The organism is Kribbella shirazensis, from assembly GCF_011761605.1.
GTDB lineage: Bacteria > Actinomycetota > Actinomycetes > Propionibacteriales > Kribbellaceae > Kribbella > Kribbella shirazensis.
Map to the genome: position 1 here is coordinate 3766580 of NZ_JAASRO010000001.1, position 21398 is coordinate 3787977.

Consider the following 21398-nt stretch of genomic DNA (forward strand, 5'->3'; position numbering starts at 1 on the left):
GCGGGGAGGTTAGCCGAGCAGTTCGTCGCAGAGGTCCACGAGTTGCCGGCGCAGCGGGCGGGCGCGGTCGGCGAAGGCGCGCTGGGCGGCGGTGTACTCCGCCTTGCCCTCGGGGGTCTCGATGCGCACGGGGGAGTAGCCGAGCGCGGCGAGATCGTACGGCGAGGCGCGCATGTCGAGCGTCCTGATGTCACGGGCGAGCTCGAAGCAGGACAGCACCAACGAGCTCGGCGTGAACGGCATCAGCTTGCAGGCCCACTTGTAGAGGTCCATGTTCGCGTGCAGACAGCCGCCCTGCTCCAGCACCGGCTGCGACTCGCGGGTCGGCTGCAGGACGTTCAACGGCCTGGCCGAGTCCGTGAAGAACCGGAACGCGTCGAAGTGCGAGCAGCCGATCTTGTGCGACTCGACGACCCGATCGGTGCCCTCGGCCCCCAATCGCAGCGGCCACGCGGCGTGCCGTACCTCGGGCGTCCGGTACACCATCGCCCACTCGTGCAGCCCGAAACAGCCGAACTGCGGTTGCCGGTCGAGCGTGGAGGCGAGCAGCCGCCGGATCCACCCGATGCTGTCCGTACGGCGTTCGATCTCGGCCGGATCCACGCAGGCTGTTCCGTCGACGACGACGTACCCGCGCCGGCCGTCGTACTCCGGAGCGTCGAGCATGCGGACGCCCGGACCGGGGTGCCAGACCCGGAGCTGGTTCGGGCGCGTCGGGTAATAGGTGAAGAGGAAATCCTCGACGGGATGTGCTTCGCGGCGCTTTCGGCGGGCGAGGTGGCCGGACAGTAAGGCGTCGACGCGGCGGGTGTGGTCGTCGGCGTACGACGACCACTCGGTGCGGGAGAGCGTCAGTGTCATAGGTCGAGGGCGAATGCGTGCAGATCGACGCCTGGGATGGGGGCCCAGTCACGTTCAGGGAGGCGGTAGAAACCCAGGCGTTCGTACAAGCGGTGCGCGGTGGTCATGTAGACGGCGCTGCTCATCACGATCCGCCGCTGCCCGAGCTCGCGGGTCCGCTCGATGCAGCGTTCCGTCAGCGCCGTACCGATGCCGAGGCCTCGCGCGCGGCCGGCGACGCCGAGCATGCGGAACTCGCCCTCGTCGTCCCGGCCGATCTCCCGGTAGACGGAGCCGACGGGACAGTAGGTCACCGTGCCCAGCAGGCCGTCGCCGTCGGCGGCGACCCACAGCTCGGCCTTCGCCGCGCGGTCCGCGGCCGCACGCAGTGTCATCGCGTAGTCACCCCGGACGAACCCATCGTGCGTGTACGCCGCCACGGTCAGCTCACCGACCGCGTCGTACTCCGAAGGAACGGCCAGGCGGATGTCGAGTGTCACCGCATAACTGTCTCATCCGGTGGAGTCGGTAGGCTCGGCCCGTGCGTATCGCCAGATTCTCCGTGGACGACGAGCCGAAGTACGGCGTCGTCGAGACCGACGACCCCGAAGGGCTCGCCGGCACCGTCAACGTTCTCGACTCGGACCCGCTCTACCGGTCGGCGCAGTTCACCGGGGAGAAGCTGCAACTCGCGGACGTCCGGCTGCTCGCGCCGGTGATCCCGCGCAGCAAGGTGGTCTGCGTCGGCCGCAACTACGCGGCGCATGCCGAGGAGCTCGGCAACGACGTCCCCGAGCAGCCGCTGATCTTCCTGAAGCCGAACACGAGTGTGATCGGCCCGCGCGACGGCATCGTGTACCCCGAGCAGACCAACGACCTGCACTTCGAGGGCGAGCTCGCGATCGTGATCGGCCGGATCTGCCGCGACCTGCCCAAGGAGCGGGTCAACGAGGTGATCTTCGGCTACACGATCGCGAACGACGTGACCGCGCGTGACCTGCAGAAGTCCGACGGGCAGTGGGCCCGGGCCAAGGGGTTCGACACGTTCTGCCCGCTCGGCCCGTGGATCAGCACCGAGCTCGACGTGTCCGACCTGCGGGTCAGCACCGAGCTGAACGGTGAGGCCAAGCAGGACGGGCGGACCTCGCAGTTCATCTTCGACATCCCCGAGGTGCTGGCCTACATCACCTCGTTCACCACGTTGCTGCCCGGCGACGTGGTGCTCACCGGCACGCCGGCGGGGGTCGGCCCGATGCTGCCCGGCGACGAGGTCTCGGTCAGCGTCGAGGGGATCGGAACTCTGACGAACAAGGTGATTGTGCGTGACTGACGCCGTTCTGGGCGATCTGGAGCCGGGCGACGTACGCGTCCGGTTCCCGCCGTCGCCGACCGGCCTGCTGACCGTCGGCAACATCCGCAGCGCGCTGTTCAACTGGGCCTTCGCCCGGCACTTCGGCGGCAAGTTGGTACTGCGGATCGAGGACACCGACACCGCCCGCAACACCGAAGAGGGCTACCGGTACACCTACGACTCGCTGCGCTGGCTCGGCCTCACCTGGGACGAGGGCCCCGAGGCCGGCGGCGACTACGGGCCGTACCTGCAGTCCGAGCGGATGGACATCTACGCCGACATCGTCGCCAAGCTCCTCGCCGCCGGCCGGGCATACCACTGCTACTGCTCGCAGGAGGAGCTCGACCAGCGCCGCGAGGAGGCCCGCACCGCCGGCCAGCACAGCGGGTACGACGGCCACTGCCGCAACCTCACGCCAGAGCAGGTCCAGGCGTACGTCGAGGAAGGCCGGCGCCCCGTGGTGCGGCTGCGGATGCCGGACCGCCCGATCGTGTTCGACGACCTGGTCCGCGGCGAGATCACCTTCCTGCCGGAGAACCTCGGCGACTACGTCCTGGTCCGCGCGAACGGGTACCCGCTCTACCCGCTGGTGAACCCGGTCGACGACGCGCTGATGGAGATCACCCACATCCTGCGCGGCGAGGACCTGCTCCCGTCGACGCCGCGGCAGATCGCGCTCTACGAGGCGCTGGCGGAGATCGGCGTCGGCACCGGCCGGATCCCGCGCTTCGGCCACCTGCCGATGGTCATGGGTGAAGGCAACAAGCGGTTGTCCAAGCGGGACGAGGGCTCCGGCCTCGGCGAGTACATGGAGCGTGGCTTCCTGCCCGAGGGCCTGCTGAACTACCTGGCCCTGCTCGGCTGGTCGATCGCCGAGGACCGCGACGTGTTCACCCTCGACGAGATGGTCGCGGCCTTCGACATCCGCAAGGTGAACTCGAACGCCGCCCGCTTCGACCCGAAGAAGTGCGAGGCCATCAACGCCGCGCACATGCGGATGCTGCCGCCGGAGGAGTTCGCCCGGCGGACCATCCCGTTCCTCGCGCAGGCCGGCGTCCTCCCGCTGGAGCCCTCGGACGAGCAGCTCGCCGTACTGCGGGCCGCCGTCCCGCTGGTGCAGGAGCGGATGAACACGCTGTCGGAGTCGGTCGAGATGCTCGGGTTCCTGTTCGTCGACGAGGACGCGTTCGGTGTCGACCCGGACGCCGCCGCGAAGGTGCTGACCGGCGACGCGGGCGCTGTCCTGGATGCCACCGTGAAGGCGCTGTCCGGCCTGTCCGAGACCGAGTGGACCACCGAGGCGATCGAGGCCGCGCTGCGGGCGTCGCTGATCGACGGGCTCGGGCTGAAGCCGAAGAACGCGTTCGGTCCGGTCCGGGTGGCGATCTCCGGCCGCCGGATCTCACCACCGCTGTTCGAGTCTCTCGAGCTGCTCGGCCGCGCCAAGGCCCTGCACCGGCTCGAGCAGTCCCGCCGTACGACGTCATGAGCCGGGTCGCCGCGCAGACGCCGTACCAGCGACTGCTCCGCAACGACGTCACGCCGCGCGCGTTCGTCGTCCTCGGCACCTTCACGATCCTGGTCGGCTGGATGATCGCCAGCTTGGTCATCGTGGGGGCGCAAACGGCGATCCGGCCGGATCCGAAGGGTACGATGTCCTGGTTCGGGCTGCTGGCGACGAACCTGACGCTGATCGCGCTGATCCCGCTGTCGATCCTGGTGGCCCGGTGGCTGAACCGGCAGACGCCGGGCCTGCTGTCCTCGGTGGTCGGCCGGCTGCGCTGGCGGCCGCTGGCCTGGTTCGCGCTGGTCGCGGTCGTGCTCGAGCTGATCGCGTTCGCGATCATCGAGTTCGGCGACGTACCGCTCGCCACCGGTGAACGGCACGGCGGTCCCGCGGCGTCGGACGCGATCGCCGTCATCGCGGTCACGTTGCTGACGTCACCGATCCAGGCGGCGGCGGAGGAGTACTACTTCCGCGGCTATCTGTTGCAGGCGGTCGGGGCGTTCGTGAAGGGCTGGGCGGTCGCGGTGGTCGTCACCGCGTTGCTGTTCACCGCGGCGCACGGGATCTGGCCGTGGGACAGCCCGGCGCTGTTCGTCGACCGGCTCGCGTTCGGTCTGGTCGGCGGACTGCTCGCCGTACGGACCGGAGGGCTCGAGGCGTCGATCGCGGCGCATGCGGCGAACAACGTGACGACGTTCGTGTTCGCCGCGATGACCGACACGGTCGGGGCGAGCCTCGGCGTGAAGGACGCGCCGTGGCCGCTGGTGACGATCGACGTGCTGAAGTTCGCCGCGTTCGGTGCGGTCGCGTTGTGGCTGGCCCGGCGGATGAAGCTCGAGGACCGCTCCGAGTTGCCGTTGGCGGCACTGCCGGTCGGCGGTCCGCGACGGGTGTGACGGGAGTGACAACCCGCCGGTGGGGGGCCGTTTTGGTGTCCGGTCCCATGCTCGGGTAAGCTCTCCGAGCCGGGTTGGTGAGGGCGGGAACAAACTCTCCGACTTCAGTGAAATGCCTTTGGGGTATGGGGTAATTGGCAGCCCGACTGATTCTGGTTCAGTTAGTCCAGGTTCGAGTCCTGGTACCCCAGCGGATTGGACCGCACCGATGAAAATCGGTAGAGTTCAACCTCGTTGCCCGGGCCGTGAGGTCCGGATGACAAAACCTCTGGCCCCGTTGTGTAGCGGCCTAGCACGCCGCCCTCTCAAGGCGGTAGCGCGGGTTCGAATCCCGTCGGGGCTACCAGAGAAGAGCGTCTCCCACCGCACCGGTGGGAGGCGCTCGTGCGTTCACCCCGGCCGCACCCCGGCGGCCCCACGCGCCACGCCACCTCGGCCGGTGACCACCGCGCCTTTCCGGAACCTTTTCGGCGCTATGCGCCAACTATGTTCCGGAAAGCCGCCGGGCTCCTGGACACCTGCAGGTCTAACCGCTTAGAGTCTAAGCGGTTAGACCTCCTCTGGCCGACGCTCTGCGCGGCCGTTCCACGAAAGGGGATCGCTGTGCGGCGCAACCTCTTAGCTCTTCCGGCCGCGGCGGTTGCCGCGGCGCTCCTGCTGGCCGGGTGCGGCGGCTCGTCCGGTTCGCCGGACGGTTCCTCGGGACCGGCCGCCGATCCGGGTCCGGAGACCGGGACGATCACGTTCACGGGCACCGACAACGCTGAGACCTACCAGCCGGTGATCAAGGCCTTCGAGGCGAAGAATCCCGGTATCAAGGTCACCTACACCCAGATCCCGTTCGACCAGTTCAACGCCACCATGCAGCAGCGGCTGAGTGCGAAGGACGCCGGGATCGACGTCTACACGGTCGACGAGCCGCGCGTCTCGCAGCTCGCCGCCAAGGGGTTCCTGGTCGACCTCAGCGACCTCGACGGCCGCGTGAAGGGTTCGGTCAGCGAGGCGGCGTACAAGACCAACCGGTTCCGCGACAAGCTCTGGTCGCTGCCGATGTGGAACTCGACGCAGTTCCTCTTCTACAACAAGACCGCCCTCGCCAAGGCGAAGGTGACCCCGCCGACCGCGAACCCGGAGCAGCGCTGGACCTGGGAGCAGGTCGAGGCCGCCGGCCGCAAGGCGATGCAGGCGGGCGGGACGAAGTACGGCCTGTTCATGGAGCAGCCCGAGGCGTACTACCAGCTGCAGCCACTGGCCGAGTCGCTCGGCGGCGGCTCCGGGATCGAGGGCGACGACGCGCTCACCCCGGCCGTCGAGACCGACGGCTGGAAGAAGGCGATGAAGTGGTACGGCGCGACGTTCGCGAGCGGACTGTCGCCGCGCGGCATCGGCGGGTTCCAGACCGGTCCGGTGTTCGCGAACGGCGACGTGGCGTTCTTCGTCGGCGGCCCGTGGGACCTGAAGATCTTCGGCAGCTCGAAGGTCGACTGGGGCGTCGCTCCGCTGCCGTACTTCGAGGGCGGCAAGCCGGTGACCCCGACCGGGTCCTGGTCGCTCGGCATCAACCCGGCGTCGAAGCAGCAGGGGATGGCCCGCAAGTTCGTCGAGTTCGCGGCGCTCGACCCGGCCGGCAACCTGGCCACCACGAGTACGACGACGATCATCCCGGCGAACCTCGAGGCGCAGAAGCAGTACACCCCGCAGATGGACGGGTTCTCCGGTGCGAAGACGGCCGGTGCCGCGGCGATCACGACGTACGAGAGTGAGCACACCGCGGTGTCGCGGCCGGTGAGTGTCGGGTACATCCAGTTCGAGGAAGTGATGGGCAAGGCGTTCGCCGACATCCGCAACGGGGCCAACCCGGACGCCCGGCTGCAGGAGGCGACCCGCCAGCTGACCGAAGCCTGGAAGTCGATCAAGTGAGGCAGCTCCAGTGAGGCAGCGGCAGGGGCTGATCGCCCTCGCCTTCCTGGCGCCCGCGCTGGTGTGTCTCGCCGTACTGCGGATCGTCCCGGCGATCTCGGCGGTGGTCGAGAGCTTCTACTCCGAGAGCCTGCTGCGCGGCGGACGGGTGTTCGCGGGGCTGGGCAACTACACGGATCTGCTGTCCAGTAAGGATTTCCGGCAGTCGGTCGGCGTGACGTTGCTGTTCACCGTGCTGGTGAACCCGATCCAGGTGGCGGTCTCGTTCCTGCTCGCGGTCCTCTTCACCCAGAGGGCCGCGGGCGCGCGGCTCTGGCGGACCCTGGTCATCCTGCCGATCGCCACTCCACCGGCGGTCTCGGCAGTGATCTGGAGCGTCATCTACCGGCCGGACGGCCTCGCGAACGGCGTCCTCGAACGCCTCGGCCTGCCGGCGCAGCCGTTCCTCACCTCGCCCGGGCAGGTGCTGGGGTCGCTGATCGTCCTGCTGTCGTGGATCGGCGTCGGGTACTGGATGCTGTTCCTGATCGCCGGGATCCAGGAGATCCCGGCCGAGGTCCGCGAAGCCGCACTGCTCGACGGCGCCGGTCCGTGGCGCCGGATGGTGTCGGTCGTCCTCCCGCTGGTACGTCGTCCGCTCGCCTTCGTCCTGGTCGCCGACACGGTGTCGAACCTGCTCGTGTTCGCGCCGGTGCAGATCCTCACCAAGGGCGGGCCGAACGGCAACAGCAACCTGCTGATGTACGACGTCTACAACCGGGCGTACGCGATCGGCGACATCCACGTGGCGCAGGCCGAGGTCGTCATCCTGGTCGCGCTGACGCTGGCGATCGTGGCCGGCCAGTTCCGACTGTTGCGGGGTGACCAGTGAAGCGCATCGGTCTGTCGGTGGCCGGCGGTGTCGTCGGCATCCTCTTCTTCCTGCCGCTGCTCTGGGTCGTGACGAACTCGCTGCGGCCGGGGTCGGAGACGTTCGCCAACCTCGATCCGCTGTCCTGGCAGACGTTCTTCGAGCTGCGACCGACTCTCGTCAACTACTCAGCCTTGGTGAGCAGCGAGATCGGGCGTGCGACGATCAACTCGATCCTGGTCAGCGCGGCCACCGTTGTCATCGGCCTCGCGGTCTGTGCGACGGCGGCGTTCGGGCTGGCGGCGTTCGAGTTCCGCGGGCGCGGGCTGGTGTTCGGCGTCGTCGTTCTCAGCTTCCTGGTGCCGTTCGACGCGATCGCGATCCCGCTGTCGACGATGTTCCGGGACTGGCACCTGACCAACACCTTCACCGGTCTGGTGCTGCCCGGCATCGGCAACGGGATGGCGATCTTCCTGCTCCGGCAGTTCTTCCTGGGCATCCCGGCCGAGCTGGTCGAGGCCGGCCGGCTCGACGGGCTGGGCTGGTTCGGTGTGTTCCGCTGGATCTATCTACCGTTGTCCAAGCCCGCGCTGATCGGCGCCGGCCTGATGCTGTTCCTGTTCCAGTGGCAGGCGTACGTCTGGCCGCTGCTGATCGGCACCGACGCCCAGCACATCCTCGGCCCGGTCGCCCTGTCCAACCTGCAAGGCCAGAACTTCACCGACTACGGTCTCGTGTTCGCGGGTGCCGTCGTCCTCACCGTCATCCCGCTGGTGGTCATCGCCGGCTTCCAGCGGTACTTCGTCCAGTCCGTGTCGAGTACCGGGCTCAAGTAACGGAACAGTAGAGGAACTCTGTGCGATCCATCATTCTCGATACCGATATCGGCTCCGACGTCGACGACGCGATGGCGCTCGCCCAGATCCTGGGCAGCCCGGACCTGAGCCTGGCAGAGGTCCACACGGTGTACGGCGACACGCTGCTGCGGGCCCGGCTCGCCCGGCGGTACGGCGTACTCGCGGGCCGCGACCTGGACGTCGTACCCGGTGTCGTCGAGCCGTTGTCCGGCCGGAAGATCTGGTGGGCCGGGCACGAGGGCACGCTGCACGACGGACTGGAGAGCGAGACGATCAGTGCGGACACCGCACCCGAACGGCTGGTCGACCGGCTACGCGAGCACCCTGGTGAGCTCGATGTCGCCGCGATCGGTCCGCTGACCAACCTAGCCGCCGCACTCGTTCTCGAACCGGAGGCGGCGGGGTGGATCCGGCACCTGTGGGTGATGGGCGGGTCGTTCGGCAACGAGAAATGCGAGCACAACTTCAAGTCCGACGACGTTGCCGCACAAGCCGTGCTGAACGCCGGTATCCCGACGACGGTCACCGGGCTGGAGATCACCCAGCAGGTCACCATCGAGTCCGCCCGGTTGGAGCGGATCCGGGCGGCGGGTCCGTTGGGTGCGGCGCTCGGGGCGGATATCGAGCAGTGGTGGGCGTTCTGGAACGAGACGTGGAACGTGCCGCATGATCCGGTGGCGGTGCTCGCTCTGAGTTGTCCAGAACTGTTCAGGTTTTCCGAGGCCGGGCGAGTCACGATTGCCGTCGGTGGGGAGCGCGCGGGGCACAGTACGTTCACCCCTGACCCGGCCGGCAGCGTGCGGATCGTTACCGGAGTCGATGCCGAGCAGGTGGCGGAGGAGATCACGGCGCGGATCGTGGCGGCCGGTACGGCCTACGCTGGCGTTCGTGGGGAGATCGATGGCGACCGCGCGTGATGTCGCGGAACGCGCCGGCACATCCACGGCGGTCGTCAGCTACGTCTTCAACAACGGCCCCCGGCCCGTGTCGGCGGAGACCCGCCGGCGCGTGCTGGAGGCCGCCGCGGAGCTGGAGTACAAGCCGAACATCCTCGCTCGCGCACTGAGCGCGGGCCGCACGTTCTCGCTCGGCCTGCTGATCCCGCAGATCCGCAACCCGTACTTCGCCACGCTCGCCGAGCACCTGGAGAACTTCGCCCGGCAGCACGATCACCTGTTGCTGATCGGCGACTCGGCGGGCGATCCCGCGCAGGAGTCGGCGCACATCGGCTCGTTCATCGAGCGCAAGGTCGACGGGGTGGTGCTCGTCTCGTTGCTGGTCGAGCCGGCGATCAAGCGGTTCGCGGCGGCCGGCGTACCGGTGGTCGCCCTGCATCCCGTGCCCGACGGCGTCACGGTCTCCACGCTGTCCATCGACTACGTCGCGGGCGCCGAGGCCTCGGCGGATCACCTGCTGTCCCACGGCTACCGGACCCTCGGCGTCGTCACCGGCCCGGAGGAGTCACCCGGTACGTCGGAACACCGGGCCGGCATCGAACGCGCGCTGAAGGCGCATCCGCGCGCGTCTGCGCGGTACGTCGCCGCACCCGTGTCCCGGTTCGCCGCGCGCGACGCCGTACGCCCGTGGTTCCAGCAGAAGCGGCCGCCGCGGGCGATCTACTGCTCGACCGACGAGCAGGCGTTCGGCGTCCTGTTCGCGGCCTGGGAAGCCGGGCTGCGGGTCCCCGAGGACGTCGCGGTGATGGGGTTCGACGGGACCAGCGAGTGCACCGTCACGATCCCGCCCCTGGCCAGCGTCCGCCAGCCGATCGAGGAAACCGCCCGCCGCGCCGTCGAACTCCTGCTGGACCCCACCAATCCGCCCGCGGCCCGGCACGTCCTCAGCCACGAACTCCTCCCGAACACCTCCTGCGGGTGCACCGAACCCGAGTAGCCTGAAGGAATGGCCGTCGAGTTCAACCACACCATCGTGAACTGCACCGACAAGTGGGCGTCGGCACGCTTCCTCTCCGGCATTCTGGGGCTCGGGGAGCCCGGCAGCTACGGCCCGTTCGCGGTGGTGGAACTCGGGAACGGCGCCTCGCTGGACTTCGCCGAGCACGGACAGCCGCGGGCGCAGCACTACGCGTTCCTGGTGACCGAGGACGAGTTCGACGAGATCCACGCGCGGATCGTCGAGCGCGGGCTGACGTACTGGGCGGATCCGTTCCATCAGCGCGAGCGCGAGATCAACACCAACGACGGCGGCCGCGGCCTCTACTGGGACGACCCCGACGGCCACAACCTCGAGATCCTCACCGTGCCGTACGGCGGGTGGCCCTCGGCCCAGTAGTCATGGCGCTGGCCGTCTGCTGGTTGTTCGACCGCCGGACCGATCGGCTGCTACGCAACCTGTGGGTCCGGCTGGAGGAGCTCGGCCTGCCGACGCTGCTCTCGCACACTCATGGCCACCACGTGCCGCACCTGTCGCTGGCGGTGTTGCGTGAGTGGGACCACGACAAGGTCATGAAGGCCGTGCAGCCGTTGCTCAATGAACAGTCGGCTGAGCTGTACTTCGATGCGCTCGGGACGTTCCGCCGGGGCAGGGCGTGGCTGGTGCCTGCTGTGGGTGTGGAGGTGCTGCAACTGCAGGCGGCTGTGGTGTCGGCGGTTCTGGCGACAGGGGCTGACCTGCATCGGCACTATCAGCCGGGACGTTGGGTGCCGCATTGCACGCTCGCGCCGCGGGTGCCGCTGGTTGCGTTGCCGGTGCTGACGGCGGCTGTGTACGACGTACTGCCGCTTGAAGCTACTGCTGACCGTGCCGCTTTGATCGACAGCGGCACGGGGCAGATCTGGGCCCTGTAGTTACTACTCGGAGGCGCGGCGCAGAGCTTCGGAGAGGCGTTCGGCGGCGGCCATGACGGCCGGGGCGTGCATGCGGCCGGGCTGGCGGGACAGGCGTTCGATCGGTCCGGAGACCGAGACCGCGGCGATCACCTTGCCGCTGGGGGAGCGGACCGGCGCGGAGACGGACGCGACGCCCTGTTCGCGTTCGCCGACCGAGTGGGCCCAGCCGCGACGCCGTACGCCGGCCAGCGCGGCCGCGTTGAACGACGAGTTGTGGAGGCCGCGGTGCATCCGCTCCGGGTCCTCCCACGCCAGCAGTATCTGGGCGGCGGAACCGGCCGCCATCGTCAGCTGACTGCCCACGGGAACGGTGTCGCGCAGCCCGGACGGACGCTCGGCGGCGGCGACGCACACCCGGTACTCACCCTGGCGGCGGAACAGCTGCGCCGATTCACCGGTGATGTCCCGCAGTCGCGCCAGCACCGGGCCGGCGGTCGCGAGCAGCCGGTCCTCACCGGCGGCGGAGGCCAACTCGCTGAGTCGCGGCCCGAGCACGAAGCGTCCCTGCATGTCGCGCCCCACCAGCCGGTGGTGCTCGAGCGCGACCGCGAGACGGTGCGCCGTCGGGCGGGCGAGACCGGTTGCCGCCACCAGACCGGCCAGGGTCGCCGGCCCGGACTCGAGGGCGGACAGCACGAGGGCTGCTTTGTCGAGAACGCCGACTCCGCTAGAGTTGTCCATGAGACGATATTGCCGTCTCGAATCGTGGAACGCAAGTCGCTTCGGCAGCCTGATCGAGAGCACTGTGAGCGAAAGCACCGACCACACAAACATTCTCAAGGGAGAGTCTGATGGGTAGGACGTTGTCGGAAAAGGTCTGGGATGCGCATGTCGTGCGCCATGCCGACGGAGAACCCGACCTCCTCTACATCGACCTCCATCTGGTCCACGAGGTGACCAGTCCGCAGGCGTTCGACGGCCTGCGGCTGGCGGGCCGCCCGGTCCGGCGGCCCGACCTGACGATCGCCACCGAGGACCACAACGTCCCGACGTTCGACGTCGACAAGCCGATCGCCGACCCGGTGTCGCGGACCCAGGTCGACACGCTGCGCAAGAACGCCGAGGAGTTCGGCATCCGGATCCACACCCTCGGCGACCCGGACCAGGGTGTCGTGCACGTGATCGGCCCGCAGCTCGGCCTGACCCAGCCCGGGATGACCGTGGTCTGCGGTGACAGCCACACCTCGACGCACGGCGCGTTCGGCGCGATCGCCTTCGGTATCGGTACCAGCGAGGTCGAGCACGTGCTCGCCACCCAGACGCTGATGCAGGCCCGCCCGAAGACGATGGCCGTCACGGTCGACGGCGTGCTGCCCGACGGCGTCTCCGCCAAGGACCTCGTGCTGTCGCTGATCGCGAAGGTCGGCACCGGTGGCGGCCAGGGCTACATCGTCGAGTACCGCGGCGAGGCGATCCGCGCGCTCAGCATGGAAGCCCGGATGACGATCTGCAACATGTCGATCGAGTGGGGCGCCAAGGCCGGCATGATCGCGCCGGACGAGACCACGTTCGAGTACCTGAAGGACAAGCCGCACGCGCCGCAGGGCGTCGACTGGGAAGCGGCCGTCGAGTACTGGAAGAGCCTGGCCACCGACGAGGACGCGTCCTTCGACCGCGAGGTGGTGCTGAAGGCCGAGGAGATCACGCCGTTCGTCACCTGGGGCACGAACCCGGGCCAGGGCGTGCCGCTGGCCGCCACCGTGCCGTCGCCGGACGACTTCGACAACGAGAACGACCGGGTCGCCGCCGAGCGCGCGCTGGAGTACATGGGCCTGACCGCCGGTACGCCGCTGCGCGAGATCCACGTGGACACGGTGTTCCTGGGCTCCTGCACCAACGGCCGGATCGAGGACCTGCGGGCCGCGGCCGGGGTGCTGGCCGGACGGAAGGTTGCCGAGGGCACCCGGATGCTCGTCGTCCCGGGCTCCGGCCGGGTCCGGCTGCAGGCCGAGGCCGAGGGACTGGACACCATCTTCAAGGAGGCGGGCGCCGAATGGCGTGGCGCCGGATGCTCGATGTGCCTGGGCATGAACCCGGACCAGCTGGCCCCGGGGGAGCGCAGCGCTTCGACGTCGAACCGCAACTTCGAAGGCCGTCAGGGCAAGGGCGGTCGCACCCACCTGGTGTCGCCGCTGGTCGCCGCCGCGACTGCCGTCACCGGGACTCTGGCCGCACCGGCCGACCTGCCGCCCGTCGCCGTCCCCGCGAACGCCTGAGGAGCAACGGAATCATGGACGCCTTCACCCAGCACATCGGTACGGCGGCTCCGCTGCGCCGCAGCAACGTCGACACCGACCAGATCATCCCGGCCGTGTACCTGAAGCGGGTCACCCGGACCGGCTTCGAGGACGGGCTGTTCGCGGCCTGGCGCAACGATCCGTCGTTCGTCCTCAACCAGCCCGAGTACGACGGAGTCTCGGTGCTCGTGGCGGGACCGGACTTCGGCACCGGATCCTCCCGTGAGCACGCCGTCTGGGCCCTGCTCGACTACGGGTTCCGGGTGGTCGTGTCGTCCCGGTTCGGCGACATCTTCCGGGGCAACTCGGGCAAGGCCGGTCTGCTCGCCGCCCTGGTGACGCAGGACGTCGTCGAGCAGCTGTGGACCGCGATCGAGACCGACCCGGGGACCAAGGTCACGGTCGACCTGGAGAACAAGACGATCTCGGCCGGTGACGTGTCCGCACCCTTCGAGATCGACGACTACACGCGCTACCGGCTGCTGAACGGTCTCGACGACGTCGGCATCACCCTGTCCCACGAGGCCGACATCGCTGCCTACGAAGCGACCCGGCCGTCCTTCAAGCCGGCCACCCTCCCGGCCAAGGCCTGAAACTCCTTGCAGAGTTGTCGTCCCCGTAACGGTCCGGGCGGAGGTTGCCGCCTCGGGCCGTCGAGCGGGCCGCCTGGTCGTCGTCGGTGAGCCCGGTGTGGTGACCGCCGAACAGGAGTGGGTCTGAAGCGGGCCGGTTGTCGGCAGCAATTTGTGTCGGTGGGGTCGGCGAGACTTCTCCTATGCCTGACCATGCTGTCGTCGCCTTGTCCGGGGCTCGGTTGTGATGCTGCGGGCGTACAAGTACGCGCTGAACCCGACGCCTCGTCAGGCTCGGTTCCTGGACGGACACTGTGGCGCAGCGCGGAAGGCCTTCAACTGGGGTCTCGCGCGGGTCAAGGCCGTGATGGATCAGCGGTCGGCCGAAGCCAGCTACGGCATCCCGGACCAGTTGCTGACTCCGGCGATCTCGTGGTCGATGTATTCGCTGCGCAAGGCCTGGAATCGGGCCAAGAGCGACGTTGCGCCGTGGTGGGCGGAGTACTCGAAGGAGGCCTACGCCTCCGGCCTGACCCAGCTTGCAACTGCGCTGAAGAACTGGGCCGACTCACGCAAGGCCAGGCGCGGCGGTCGGTCGGTGGGGTTCCCGCGGTTCAAGTCCAAGCGCACGGCGGTCAGGTCGTGCCGGTTGACCACCGGCGTCATTCGTTGCGACGAGCGGTACGCCGTACTTCCGCGGATCGGCCGGATGCGGCTGCACGAGACACCGGCACCGGAACTGCTCGACGGCACAGCCAGGATCCTGGCCGCGACCATCCGCTTCGAGCGCGGCCGATGGTTCGTGTCGTTCACCGTCGAGCAGGACACCCCTGTTCGGGCTCCGGACCGGCCCGACGCGGTGGTCGGCGTGGACCTGGGCATCAAGAGCCTCGCGGTCATGGCAGAACCCGACGGCGAGCCACACACCGTGCCGAACCTGAAGCACCTGGACACCTCGCTGCGTAAGCTCGGCAAGCTGTCGCGGCGGGTGTCCCGCCGCGTCGGGCCTGATCGCCGTACCGGCCGGGTGCCGTCGAACCGGTGGAAGCGCGCCAACGGCCAGCGCAACCGGGTCCATCACCGGGTGGCGTACCAGCGCGCCGACGCCCTGCACAAGTTCACCAGCGCGATCGCGGCCGAGTACGGGACCGTCGTCGTGGAGGACCTGAACGTTGCCGGGATGCTGAAGAACAAGCGTCTTGCTCGCCGGGTCGGGGATGCGGGGTTCGGTGAGATCCGGCGGCAACTGGCGTACAAGACCGAGTGGAACGGCGGGCGGCTGGTCGTGGCCGACCGATGGTTTCCCTCGAGTAAGACCTGTTCGGGGTGTGGAGTGGTGAAAGCCAAGCTGCTCTTGTCCGAACGCCTCTATGTGTGTGAGTCCTGCGGTCTGGTGATGGATCGTGACGAGAACGCGGCGAGGAACCTCGCCGCGCTGGCGGTCGCCGCGAGTGGCGCGGAGACATTAAACGGACGTGGAGCCGACCAGAAGACCCGTGCAACCGGGCAGGTGGCTGTGAAACGTCTACCCGGCAGCCCTCAGCATCAGACCGGGACCGCCTTGCCAAAGGCTGGGAGCGTGTAGCCAATGACTACTCACCTGCAACGGCGATAGCTCTGGTGTTACCCTTCTGACGGTTGTCACGACAAGGCTTGCGAGACCGAGGAGGTGAGGCGCTGATGAACACCAGCAGCGATCCCTCCAGACATACCGGTCTCGCTCGGCCTGTGGGGGCTCCTTCCTTCTAGAAGTCGCAGAGTCTCTGGTAGTTGCAGGGTCGGGCAGACGTGTGCTGATCACTCACCCGCACCACACTGCTCCTGGAGGACTCATGTCCGACCTGCGCCTGCGCACGTTCCGTGCGTTCAGCCGTACTCCGTCACTGCGCGCCGCCGCTCGCAAGCACGCCGCATCCGCCGCCGCGCCCGCGATCGAGGCGGCCGACAAGCAGCACCGCGATCCGCAGAAGCCCAAGGGGCACAGCGTCGTCGACAGCGCGATCTACTGCGGCGGCAACCGGATCGCCTCCCCGGATTCGCTGGCGGACACGTACGCCGCGCTGCACACCTCGCCGCAGAGCCTGGCCTGGATCGGCCTGTACCGCCCGGACCGCCGCGAACTCGCCTCGCTGGCGCAGGAGTTCGACCTGCACGAGCTGGCGATCGAGGATGCGAACGAGGCGCACCAGCGCCCGAAGCTGGAGCGGTACGGCGACACGTTGTTCGTCGTACTGAAGGCCGCGCGGTACCGGGACGCGACCGAGGAGGTCGAGTTCGGTGAGGTGCACGTCTTCGTCGGCCCGGACTTCGTGGTGACGGTCCGGCACGCCGAAGCGCCCAATCTGGCGGCGGTACGGCGACGCGTCGAGCGCGATCCCGAACTGCTCAGCCGCGGTGCCGAAGCGGTGCTCTACGCGATCATGGACAAGGTCGTGGACGGTTACGCTCCGGTGGTCGCCGGTCTGGAGAACGACATCGACGAGATCGAGACCGAGGTGTTCCGCGGCGATCCGAAGGTGTCGCGGCGCATCTACGAACTGTCCCGTGAGGTGATCGAGTTCCAGCGCGCCACCCGGCCGCTGATCGGCATGCTCGAGCAGCTGCGCGGCGGTTTCCAGAAGTACGGCGTGGACGAGGAACTGCAACGTTCACTGCGCGACGTCGCCGACCACGTCACCGAGGTGGTGGAGAAGGTCGACGGCTTCCGGGAGCTGCTCCGCGACATCCTGACCGTGAACGCGACCCTGGTGGCCCAGCAGCAGAACGAGGAGATGAAGAGCCTCGCGATCGCCAGCAGCGAGCAGAACGAAGAGGTCAAGAGGATCTCTGCGTGGGCGGCGATCCTGTTCGCCCCGACCCTGATCGGGACCGTCTACGGGATGAACTTCGACCACATGCCGGAGCTCCATTGGCGCTACGGATACCCCTTCGCGATCGGCCTGATGGCCTTGGTGTGTGGAGGTCTGCACCAGATCTTCAAGCGCCGCGGATGGCTCTGAAACTCCTCATTCGGGCCGAATCGGGCCAAATTGTGGCACGAATCGCCTAAAACAAGGCCGAATTGCCGCGTTGGTGTTTGTGAACGACCCGTAGAGTCCATAACGTTCCTGTGAGATCGAGCGCTGTGCTCGACGCCTAGTGTTCACGGAGGGAAGCAGTGAACAAGAGCCAGTTGGTCGAAGCGCTCGCAGTGCACTTCGACGGAAACCGCCGCCAGGCCCAGCACGCGTTGGAGTCGGTGATCGACACCGTCCAGCGTGAGCTGACCAAGAAGGGTGGCAAGGTCGCCATCACCGGTTTCGGTGCCTTCGAGGCCATCGAGCGTGGCGCGCGCATCGTGCGCAACCCGCGGACCGGCGAGACCAAGCGCGCCAAGAAGACCACGGTTCCGAAGTTCCGCGCGGGTGCGGAGCTGAAGGCCGTTGTCTCCGGGGCCAAGAAGCTGCCGAAGCTGGTCGTCCCGAAGCCGGCCGCCACCGCCACCAAGGCGGCTGCCCCGGCGAAGAAGGCCGCCCCGGCCAAGGCCGCTGCCACCAAGACCGCCGCTGCCAAGAAGACGGTCGCCAAGAAGGCTCCGGCCAAGACGGCTGCCAAGAAGGCGCCGGCGAAGACCGTTGCCAAGAAGGCCCCGGCCAAGAAGGCCCCGGCCAAGACCGTTGCGAAGAAGGCGCCGGCCAAGAAGGCCCCCGCCAAGAAGACCGCGGCGAAGCGCACCGCTCGCTGATCTTCACGCACTGCGGCAGACCGCACAACAGCGAAGGCCGGTCACCCCACTCCAGGGGCGACCGGCCTTCGCCGTGTACGGAGGTGCCCGCAGCAACAACTCTCGCAGCAGCCACTCTCGCCCCAGGAACTACAGGCGGGTCGCGAACTCCACCTTGGTGACAGCCAGTCCGGCGCCCGTGCCGGTGGTCTCGATCCCGACCCGTTGTCCCACCCGCAGATGGCGGATCGGGGTGTCCGAGACGGCGTGCACGGTGAACGGGAGCTCGATCCCGGTGTCCGTCAGCACCGCCCCGGAGAACGTCTCCTCGTCGTACCGGCTCACGGTTGCTTGCATGTCAGCAGGCTAGACCCTCGGTGCCCGTGGCGGCACCGAGCACCAGCGACATCACGTCCGCGGTCGCCGGACCGACACCCAGCTGTACGGCGTGCGCCAGATCGGCCGCGGTGTCGACATCACGACGTACCGACTCGATCCCGGTCAGCTCGATCGGCAGTGCGCCGGACGCCTGGTGGGCCAGGGCGGAACCCACGCCGAAGCGGGGATCCAGTGCCACCCCGGGAGCGGCGGCGAGCAACGTCGTACCAGTTCCGGGAAGGTCGACGACGAAGGAACGCGGCGCGGTACAGGCCGCGAGTACGGCGGTCAGCTCGGCCGGACGCAGCGCGGGAAGATCGGCCGACAGTGCCGCGATCCCGTGCCCCGCGAACTCGGCGGCGGCCACGGTGGCTCCGTGCAGCAAGGCCTCGTTGAGACCGGCGTCCGGAGCGTCCGGTACGACGCGGGCTCCGGCCGCGGCGACGTCGGTGGCGACCAGCGGGTCGTCGGTGACGACCAGGACGGCGCGGACCAGGGGAGAGGTCAGGGCGGCCGCAGTAGTGTCGACAGCGAAGGCACGGGCCAGCTCGGGACGGTGCTGAGGGTAGGCCGGAGCGAGCCGGCTCTTTGCGATCGCCGTACGCTTCACCGGGATCACCAGGGTCCAGGGAGCGACCTGTAGGTCTGCCATCAGGCAGGATTCTCCCATGACCGACGGCCATCATGAGCACCAGGAGGCAGCTGTGGACGCGAGGCAATCGGATCCCCGGCCGCCCCGCGGGTTCTGGTTCGGCGTGATCGTCGCGATCGTCAAGCCGTTCATGATCGTGTTCACCAAGTGCCGCTTCACCGGCCGCGAGAACATGCCCCGTACGGGTGGCGTGGTGTACGTGCCCAATCACATCTCGCACTTCGACCCGGTGGTGCTCGGCTACTTCATCTGGGAGTGCCGGCGGATCCCGCGGTTCCTCGGGAAGGCCTCGGTGTTCAAGATCCCGGTGCTCGGCAGCATCATCAGCGGGGCCGGGCAGATTCCGGTGTACCGCGATTCCGCGCAGGCCGCCGACGCGTTCCGGGACGCGGTGGCCGCGGTCGAACGCGGTGAGTGTGTGGGCGTTTACCCGGAAGGCACGATCACCCGGGACCCGGACCTGTGGCCGATGACCGGTAAGACCGGCGCGGCCCGGATCGCGCTGATGACCGGCTGCCCGGTGATCCCGGTCGCGAACTGGGGCGCCCACGAGGTCTTCCCGTCGTACACGGGCAAGCTGAGGATCCGGCTGCTGCCGCGTAAGACGCTGCAGGTGCGGGCCGGGAAGCCGGTCGACCTGAGCGCGTTCCAGGGCAGGCCGATCACCAACCAGCTGTTGCACGAGGCAACCGAGGTGATCATGTCCCAGGTGGCCGAGACCCTCGGCGAACTCCGCGGGGAGACTCCGCCCAAGGAGCTCTACGACCTCCGCAAGGCCCGCAAAGCCGAAGGCTCGACCGGTGAGGAGAAGGCATGACGAAGGTAGCCGTGTTCGGTGCCGGTTCCTGGGGTACGGCGTTCGCCACAGTGCTGGCGAACGCGGGGAACCAGGTGTCCGTGTGGGCCCGGCGGGAGTCGCTGTGTGCGGCGATCAACGCGGACCACGAGAACGCCGACTACCTTCCGGGACTGCGGTTGCCGGAGGCGATCACCGCGTCCCACGACCCGGCCGCCGTCGTCGACGGAGCCGAGGCGGTGTTCCTCACCGTCCCGTCGCAGTCGTTGCGCGACAACCTGACCGACTGGGCCGGCGTCCTGCCGAACGCCGTACCGCTGGTCAGTCTGATGAAGGGCGTCGAGCTCGGTACGACGAAGCGGATGAGCGAGGTGATCGCCGAGCTCACCGGCGCCGGGCCGGAACGGATCGCGGTCGTCTCCGGGCCGAACCTGGCGCGTGAGATCGCAGAAGGGCAGCCGGCCGCGGCCGTCGTCGCCTGTGCGGACGAGGGGACCGCGGCGCGGCTGCAGAAGTTGTGCCACTCTCCGGCGTTCCGCCCGTACACGAACAACGACGTGGTCGGCTGCGAGCTCGGCGGCGCCTGCAAGAACGTGATCGCACTCGCGGTCGGTATGGCCGTCGGTCTCGGCTTCGGCGACAACGCCCGGGCGTCGGTGATCACCCGCGGCCTGGCCGAGATCGCCCGGTTGGGTACGGCGCTGGGCGCGGACGAGCACACGTTCTCGGGGCTGGCCGGCCTGGGCGACCTGGTGGCGACGTGCTCGTCACCGTTGTCGCGGAACCGGACGTTCGGCGAGAAGCTCGGTCAGGGGATGACGGTCGCGGAGATCGCCGGTGCGACCCGGCAGGTCGCCGAGGGCGTGAAGTCGTGCGCGTCGATCAGCGAACTCGCCCACCACCACGACGTCGAGATGCCGATCGCCGAACACGTCACGAGGGTGGTCGCCGGCGAGATGACGCCGAAGGACATGCTGTTCAGCCTGGTGTCCCGCTCCGCGAAGTCGGAGCGTTGGGGTTGATCCCGGAAGCGTTCGCCAAGGCGACGGTCGAGCGTGAGGGCGAGGCCGGTACGGCGTGGCTCGCCGAGCTGCCCGGGATCATCGAGGAGCTCGTGTCGGCGTGGGGCTGCACGATCGACGGTGACATCACGCACGGGCAGGTCGGCGTGGTGGTGCCGGTCCGGGACGCCGTACTGAAGGTGTCGTTCCCGCATCCGGGCAACGACTACGAGCCGGACGCCTTCGAGGTGTGGGGCGGTCGCGGGGCGGTGAAGCTGTACGAGCGCGACGACGCCCGGTACGCCATGCTGCTGGAGCGGGTGCAGCCGTCGACACTCGTCGAACAGGGCCAGGATGGCGTCGCTATCGCCGGCGAGCTGCACCGCCGGCTGACCGTCCCGGCGCCGGCCGGCTTGCCGCGGTTGTCGGAGCAGGCCGACGTCTGGGCCGAGGACCTCCGGAAGGACGCCGCCGAACTCGACCACCCGCTACCGGACCCGGTGGTGCACGCCGCCCTCGCGGTCGTCGACGAACTCGGCCGGCAGCAGCCGGAGACCATGGTCCACGGCGACTTCCATCCCCGGAACATCCTCCGCGCCGACCGCGAACCGTGGCTGGCCGTCGATCCCAAGGGCTACGTCGGCGACCCGGCGTACGACGCCGCGATCTTCCTCCGCACCCGGGCGTACCACCTGTTCCTCGCGGGCGGTCTCGCCGCGGCCGGCCTGGTGCGGCGTCTGCAGGCCGAGCTGGAGCAGTTCGCCGAGGCGTCCGGCCTCGAGGCCGAGCGCATCCGGCGCTGGACGCAGCTGATCGCGGTGCAGTCCTCGTTCTGGGGCCGCCGCCACGGCTTCGGCCGCGCCCGCAACGGCAGCCAACTCGACCAGATCGTCAGACTGATCGACGAGGTCGCCGTCGCGTTGACCTGACCCACCCGCCCGCCTTTCGTGGGTCTACCCACGAGAAGCAGGGTTTGCCCACCGGATCCC

General features: G+C 68.8%; 23 protein-coding genes and 2 tRNA genes. 20 read left to right on the forward strand and 5 right to left on the reverse strand.

Annotated features, from left to right (window positions below):
• Positions 1-9 precede the first annotated feature (9 nt).
• Entirely contained in the window at positions 10-861 is an 852-nt protein-coding gene (locus BJY22_RS18410) for a 3-methyladenine DNA glycosylase (protein WP_167208395.1), read from the reverse strand.
• Entirely contained in the window at positions 858-1340 is a 483-nt protein-coding gene (locus BJY22_RS18415; protein ID WP_167208397.1) for a GNAT family N-acetyltransferase, read from the reverse strand. Before BJY22_RS18415 ends, BJY22_RS18410 begins: the two co-directional genes overlap by 4 nt.
• A gap of 41 nt (positions 1341-1381) precedes the next feature.
• On the opposite strand from BJY22_RS18415, the gene BJY22_RS18420 reads away from it, so the two are divergent.
• The 12 genes from BJY22_RS18420 (at position 1382) to BJY22_RS18475 (ending at position 11028) form a co-directional block, all read left to right on the forward strand.
• Positions 1382-2170, forward strand: a complete 789-nt coding sequence (locus BJY22_RS18420) for a fumarylacetoacetate hydrolase family protein (protein ID WP_167208399.1) — start codon at positions 1382-1384, stop codon at positions 2168-2170.
• The gene (gene gltX / locus BJY22_RS18425) at positions 2163-3680 is read left to right on the forward strand and encodes a glutamate--tRNA ligase (protein ID WP_337758770.1); all 1518 of its coding nucleotides are present in this window, start codon (positions 2163-2165) and stop codon (positions 3678-3680) included. Before BJY22_RS18420 ends, gltX begins: the two co-directional genes overlap by 8 nt.
• Positions 3677-4594, forward strand: a complete 918-nt coding sequence (locus BJY22_RS18430) for a CPBP family intramembrane glutamic endopeptidase (protein WP_167208401.1) — start codon at positions 3677-3679, stop codon at positions 4592-4594. Before gltX ends, BJY22_RS18430 begins: the two co-directional genes overlap by 4 nt.
• Positions 4595-4713: 119 nt before the next feature.
• A tRNA-Gln gene (locus BJY22_RS18435) sits at positions 4714-4785 on the forward strand.
• 79 nt (positions 4786-4864) lie between these two features.
• Positions 4865-4940: transfer RNA gene (locus tag BJY22_RS18440), tRNA-Glu, on the forward strand.
• 257 nt (positions 4941-5197) lie between these two features.
• Positions 5198-6514, forward strand: coding sequence for an extracellular solute-binding protein (locus BJY22_RS18445; protein WP_167208403.1), 1317 nt, complete (start codon positions 5198-5200; stop codon positions 6512-6514).
• A gap of 10 nt (positions 6515-6524) precedes the next feature.
• Positions 6525-7385 carry an ABC transporter permease subunit gene (locus BJY22_RS18450; RefSeq protein ID WP_167208405.1) on the forward strand — a complete coding sequence of 287 codons (861 nt, stop codon included), beginning with the start codon at positions 6525-6527 and terminating at the stop codon, positions 7383-7385.
• Positions 7382-8200, forward strand: a complete 819-nt coding sequence (locus tag BJY22_RS18455; RefSeq protein ID WP_167208407.1) for an ABC transporter permease subunit — start codon at positions 7382-7384, stop codon at positions 8198-8200. Before BJY22_RS18450 ends, BJY22_RS18455 begins: the two co-directional genes overlap by 4 nt.
• 20 nt (positions 8201-8220) lie before the next feature.
• Complete coding sequence (locus BJY22_RS18460) at positions 8221-9138, forward strand: nucleoside hydrolase (protein WP_167208409.1); 918 nt, start codon at positions 8221-8223, stop codon at positions 9136-9138.
• A complete protein-coding gene (locus tag BJY22_RS18465) occupies positions 9110-10114 on the forward strand; it encodes a substrate-binding domain-containing protein (RefSeq protein ID WP_167208411.1) in 1005 nt (334 codons plus the stop codon). The genes BJY22_RS18460 and BJY22_RS18465 overlap by 29 nt, the downstream gene beginning before the upstream one ends.
• A gap of 9 nt (positions 10115-10123) precedes the next feature.
• Positions 10124-10513 (forward strand): VOC family protein, encoded by a 390-nt coding sequence (locus BJY22_RS18470; RefSeq protein ID WP_167208413.1) that lies wholly within the window; start codon positions 10124-10126, stop codon positions 10511-10513.
• Positions 10514-10515: 2 nt separating this feature from the next.
• Positions 10516-11028, forward strand: coding sequence for a 2'-5' RNA ligase family protein (locus BJY22_RS18475; RefSeq protein ID WP_167208414.1), 513 nt, complete (start codon positions 10516-10518; stop codon positions 11026-11028).
• Positions 11029-11031: 3 nt separating this feature from the next.
• On the opposite strand, the gene BJY22_RS18480 is transcribed toward BJY22_RS18475, so the two are convergent.
• Positions 11032-11751: an IclR family transcriptional regulator gene (locus BJY22_RS18480; protein ID WP_134124286.1), complete on the reverse strand. Its 720-nt coding sequence runs from the start codon at positions 11749-11751 to the stop codon at positions 11032-11034.
• A gap of 110 nt (positions 11752-11861) precedes the next feature.
• Between BJY22_RS18480 and leuC the strand changes: the two genes are divergently transcribed.
• From leuC to BJY22_RS18505, 5 genes are all read left to right on the forward strand, one after another.
• On the forward strand, positions 11862-13286 hold the full coding sequence (gene leuC, locus BJY22_RS18485; protein WP_167208416.1) for a 3-isopropylmalate dehydratase large subunit: 1425 nt from the start codon (positions 11862-11864) through the stop codon (positions 13284-13286).
• A 14-nt stretch (positions 13287-13300) separates the two neighbouring features.
• Positions 13301-13900, forward strand: coding sequence for a 3-isopropylmalate dehydratase small subunit (gene leuD / locus BJY22_RS18490; protein ID WP_167208418.1), 600 nt, complete (start codon positions 13301-13303; stop codon positions 13898-13900).
• Between the two features lie 226 nt (positions 13901-14126).
• A complete protein-coding gene (gene tnpB, locus BJY22_RS18495; protein ID WP_167208420.1) occupies positions 14127-15464 on the forward strand; it encodes an IS607 family element RNA-guided endonuclease TnpB in 1338 nt (445 codons plus the stop codon).
• 247 nt (positions 15465-15711) lie between these two features.
• Complete coding sequence (locus tag BJY22_RS18500) at positions 15712-16878, forward strand: magnesium and cobalt transport protein CorA (RefSeq protein ID WP_167208422.1); 1167 nt, start codon at positions 15712-15714, stop codon at positions 16876-16878.
• Between the two features lie 158 nt (positions 16879-17036).
• The gene (locus tag BJY22_RS18505; RefSeq protein WP_167208424.1) at positions 17037-17603 is read left to right on the forward strand and encodes an HU family DNA-binding protein; all 567 of its coding nucleotides are present in this window, start codon (positions 17037-17039) and stop codon (positions 17601-17603) included.
• 129 nt (positions 17604-17732) lie between these two features.
• On the opposite strand, the gene BJY22_RS18510 is transcribed toward BJY22_RS18505, so the two are convergent.
• Positions 17733-17939: a hypothetical protein gene (locus BJY22_RS18510; protein WP_167208426.1), complete on the reverse strand. Its 207-nt coding sequence runs from the start codon at positions 17937-17939 to the stop codon at positions 17733-17735.
• Between the two features lies 1 nt (position 17940).
• Positions 17941-18612, reverse strand: coding sequence for a 2-phospho-L-lactate guanylyltransferase (gene cofC, locus BJY22_RS18515; protein ID WP_167208428.1), 672 nt, complete (start codon positions 18610-18612; stop codon positions 17941-17943).
• Between the two features lie 16 nt (positions 18613-18628).
• Here cofC and BJY22_RS18520 point away from each other — a divergent pair, with 16 nt between their 5' ends.
• Genes BJY22_RS18520 through BJY22_RS18530 form a run of 3 tightly spaced genes read left to right on the forward strand, consistent with a single transcriptional unit; the run spans position 18629 to position 21338 of the window.
• On the forward strand, positions 18629-19429 hold the full coding sequence (locus BJY22_RS18520) for a lysophospholipid acyltransferase family protein (protein ID WP_167208430.1): 801 nt from the start codon (positions 18629-18631) through the stop codon (positions 19427-19429).
• Complete coding sequence (locus BJY22_RS18525; RefSeq protein WP_167208432.1) at positions 19426-20430, forward strand: NAD(P)H-dependent glycerol-3-phosphate dehydrogenase; 1005 nt, start codon at positions 19426-19428, stop codon at positions 20428-20430. The genes BJY22_RS18520 and BJY22_RS18525 overlap by 4 nt, the downstream gene beginning before the upstream one ends.
• Entirely contained in the window at positions 20427-21338 is a 912-nt protein-coding gene (locus BJY22_RS18530; protein ID WP_238350393.1) for an aminoglycoside phosphotransferase family protein, read from the forward strand. The genes BJY22_RS18525 and BJY22_RS18530 overlap by 4 nt, the downstream gene beginning before the upstream one ends.
• The last annotated feature ends 60 nt before the right edge of the window (positions 21339-21398 follow it).

Bases quoted from the DNA above. Each gene is read 5' to 3' on its own strand.
- tnpB (WP_167208420.1), top strand. From the start codon at position 14,127: ATGCTGCGGGCGTACAAGTACGCGCTGAACCCGACGCCTCGTCAGGCT.
- BJY22_RS18500 (WP_167208422.1), top strand. From the start codon at position 15,712: ATGTCCGACCTGCGCCTGCGCACGTTCCGTGCGTTCAGCCGTACTCCG.
- BJY22_RS18410 (WP_167208395.1), bottom strand. From the start codon at position 861: ATGACACTGACGCTCTCCCGCACCGAGTGGTCGTCGTACGCCGACGAC.
- BJY22_RS18430 (WP_167208401.1), top strand. From the start codon at position 3,677: ATGAGCCGGGTCGCCGCGCAGACGCCGTACCAGCGACTGCTCCGCAAC.
- leuC (WP_167208416.1), top strand. From the start codon at position 11,862: ATGGGTAGGACGTTGTCGGAAAAGGTCTGGGATGCGCATGTCGTGCGC.
- BJY22_RS18510 (WP_167208426.1), bottom strand. From the start codon at position 17,939: ATGCAAGCAACCGTGAGCCGGTACGACGAGGAGACGTTCTCCGGGGCG.
- BJY22_RS18520 (WP_167208430.1), top strand. From the start codon at position 18,629: ATGACCGACGGCCATCATGAGCACCAGGAGGCAGCTGTGGACGCGAGG.
- BJY22_RS18525 (WP_167208432.1), top strand. From the start codon at position 19,426: ATGACGAAGGTAGCCGTGTTCGGTGCCGGTTCCTGGGGTACGGCGTTC.
- BJY22_RS18480 (WP_134124286.1), bottom strand. From the start codon at position 11,751: ATGGACAACTCTAGCGGAGTCGGCGTTCTCGACAAAGCAGCCCTCGTG.
- BJY22_RS18470 (WP_167208413.1), top strand. From the start codon at position 10,124: ATGGCCGTCGAGTTCAACCACACCATCGTGAACTGCACCGACAAGTGG.
- BJY22_RS18475 (WP_167208414.1), top strand. From the start codon at position 10,516: ATGGCGCTGGCCGTCTGCTGGTTGTTCGACCGCCGGACCGATCGGCTG.
- leuD (WP_167208418.1), top strand. From the start codon at position 13,301: ATGGACGCCTTCACCCAGCACATCGGTACGGCGGCTCCGCTGCGCCGC.
- cofC (WP_167208428.1), bottom strand. From the start codon at position 18,612: ATGGCAGACCTACAGGTCGCTCCCTGGACCCTGGTGATCCCGGTGAAG.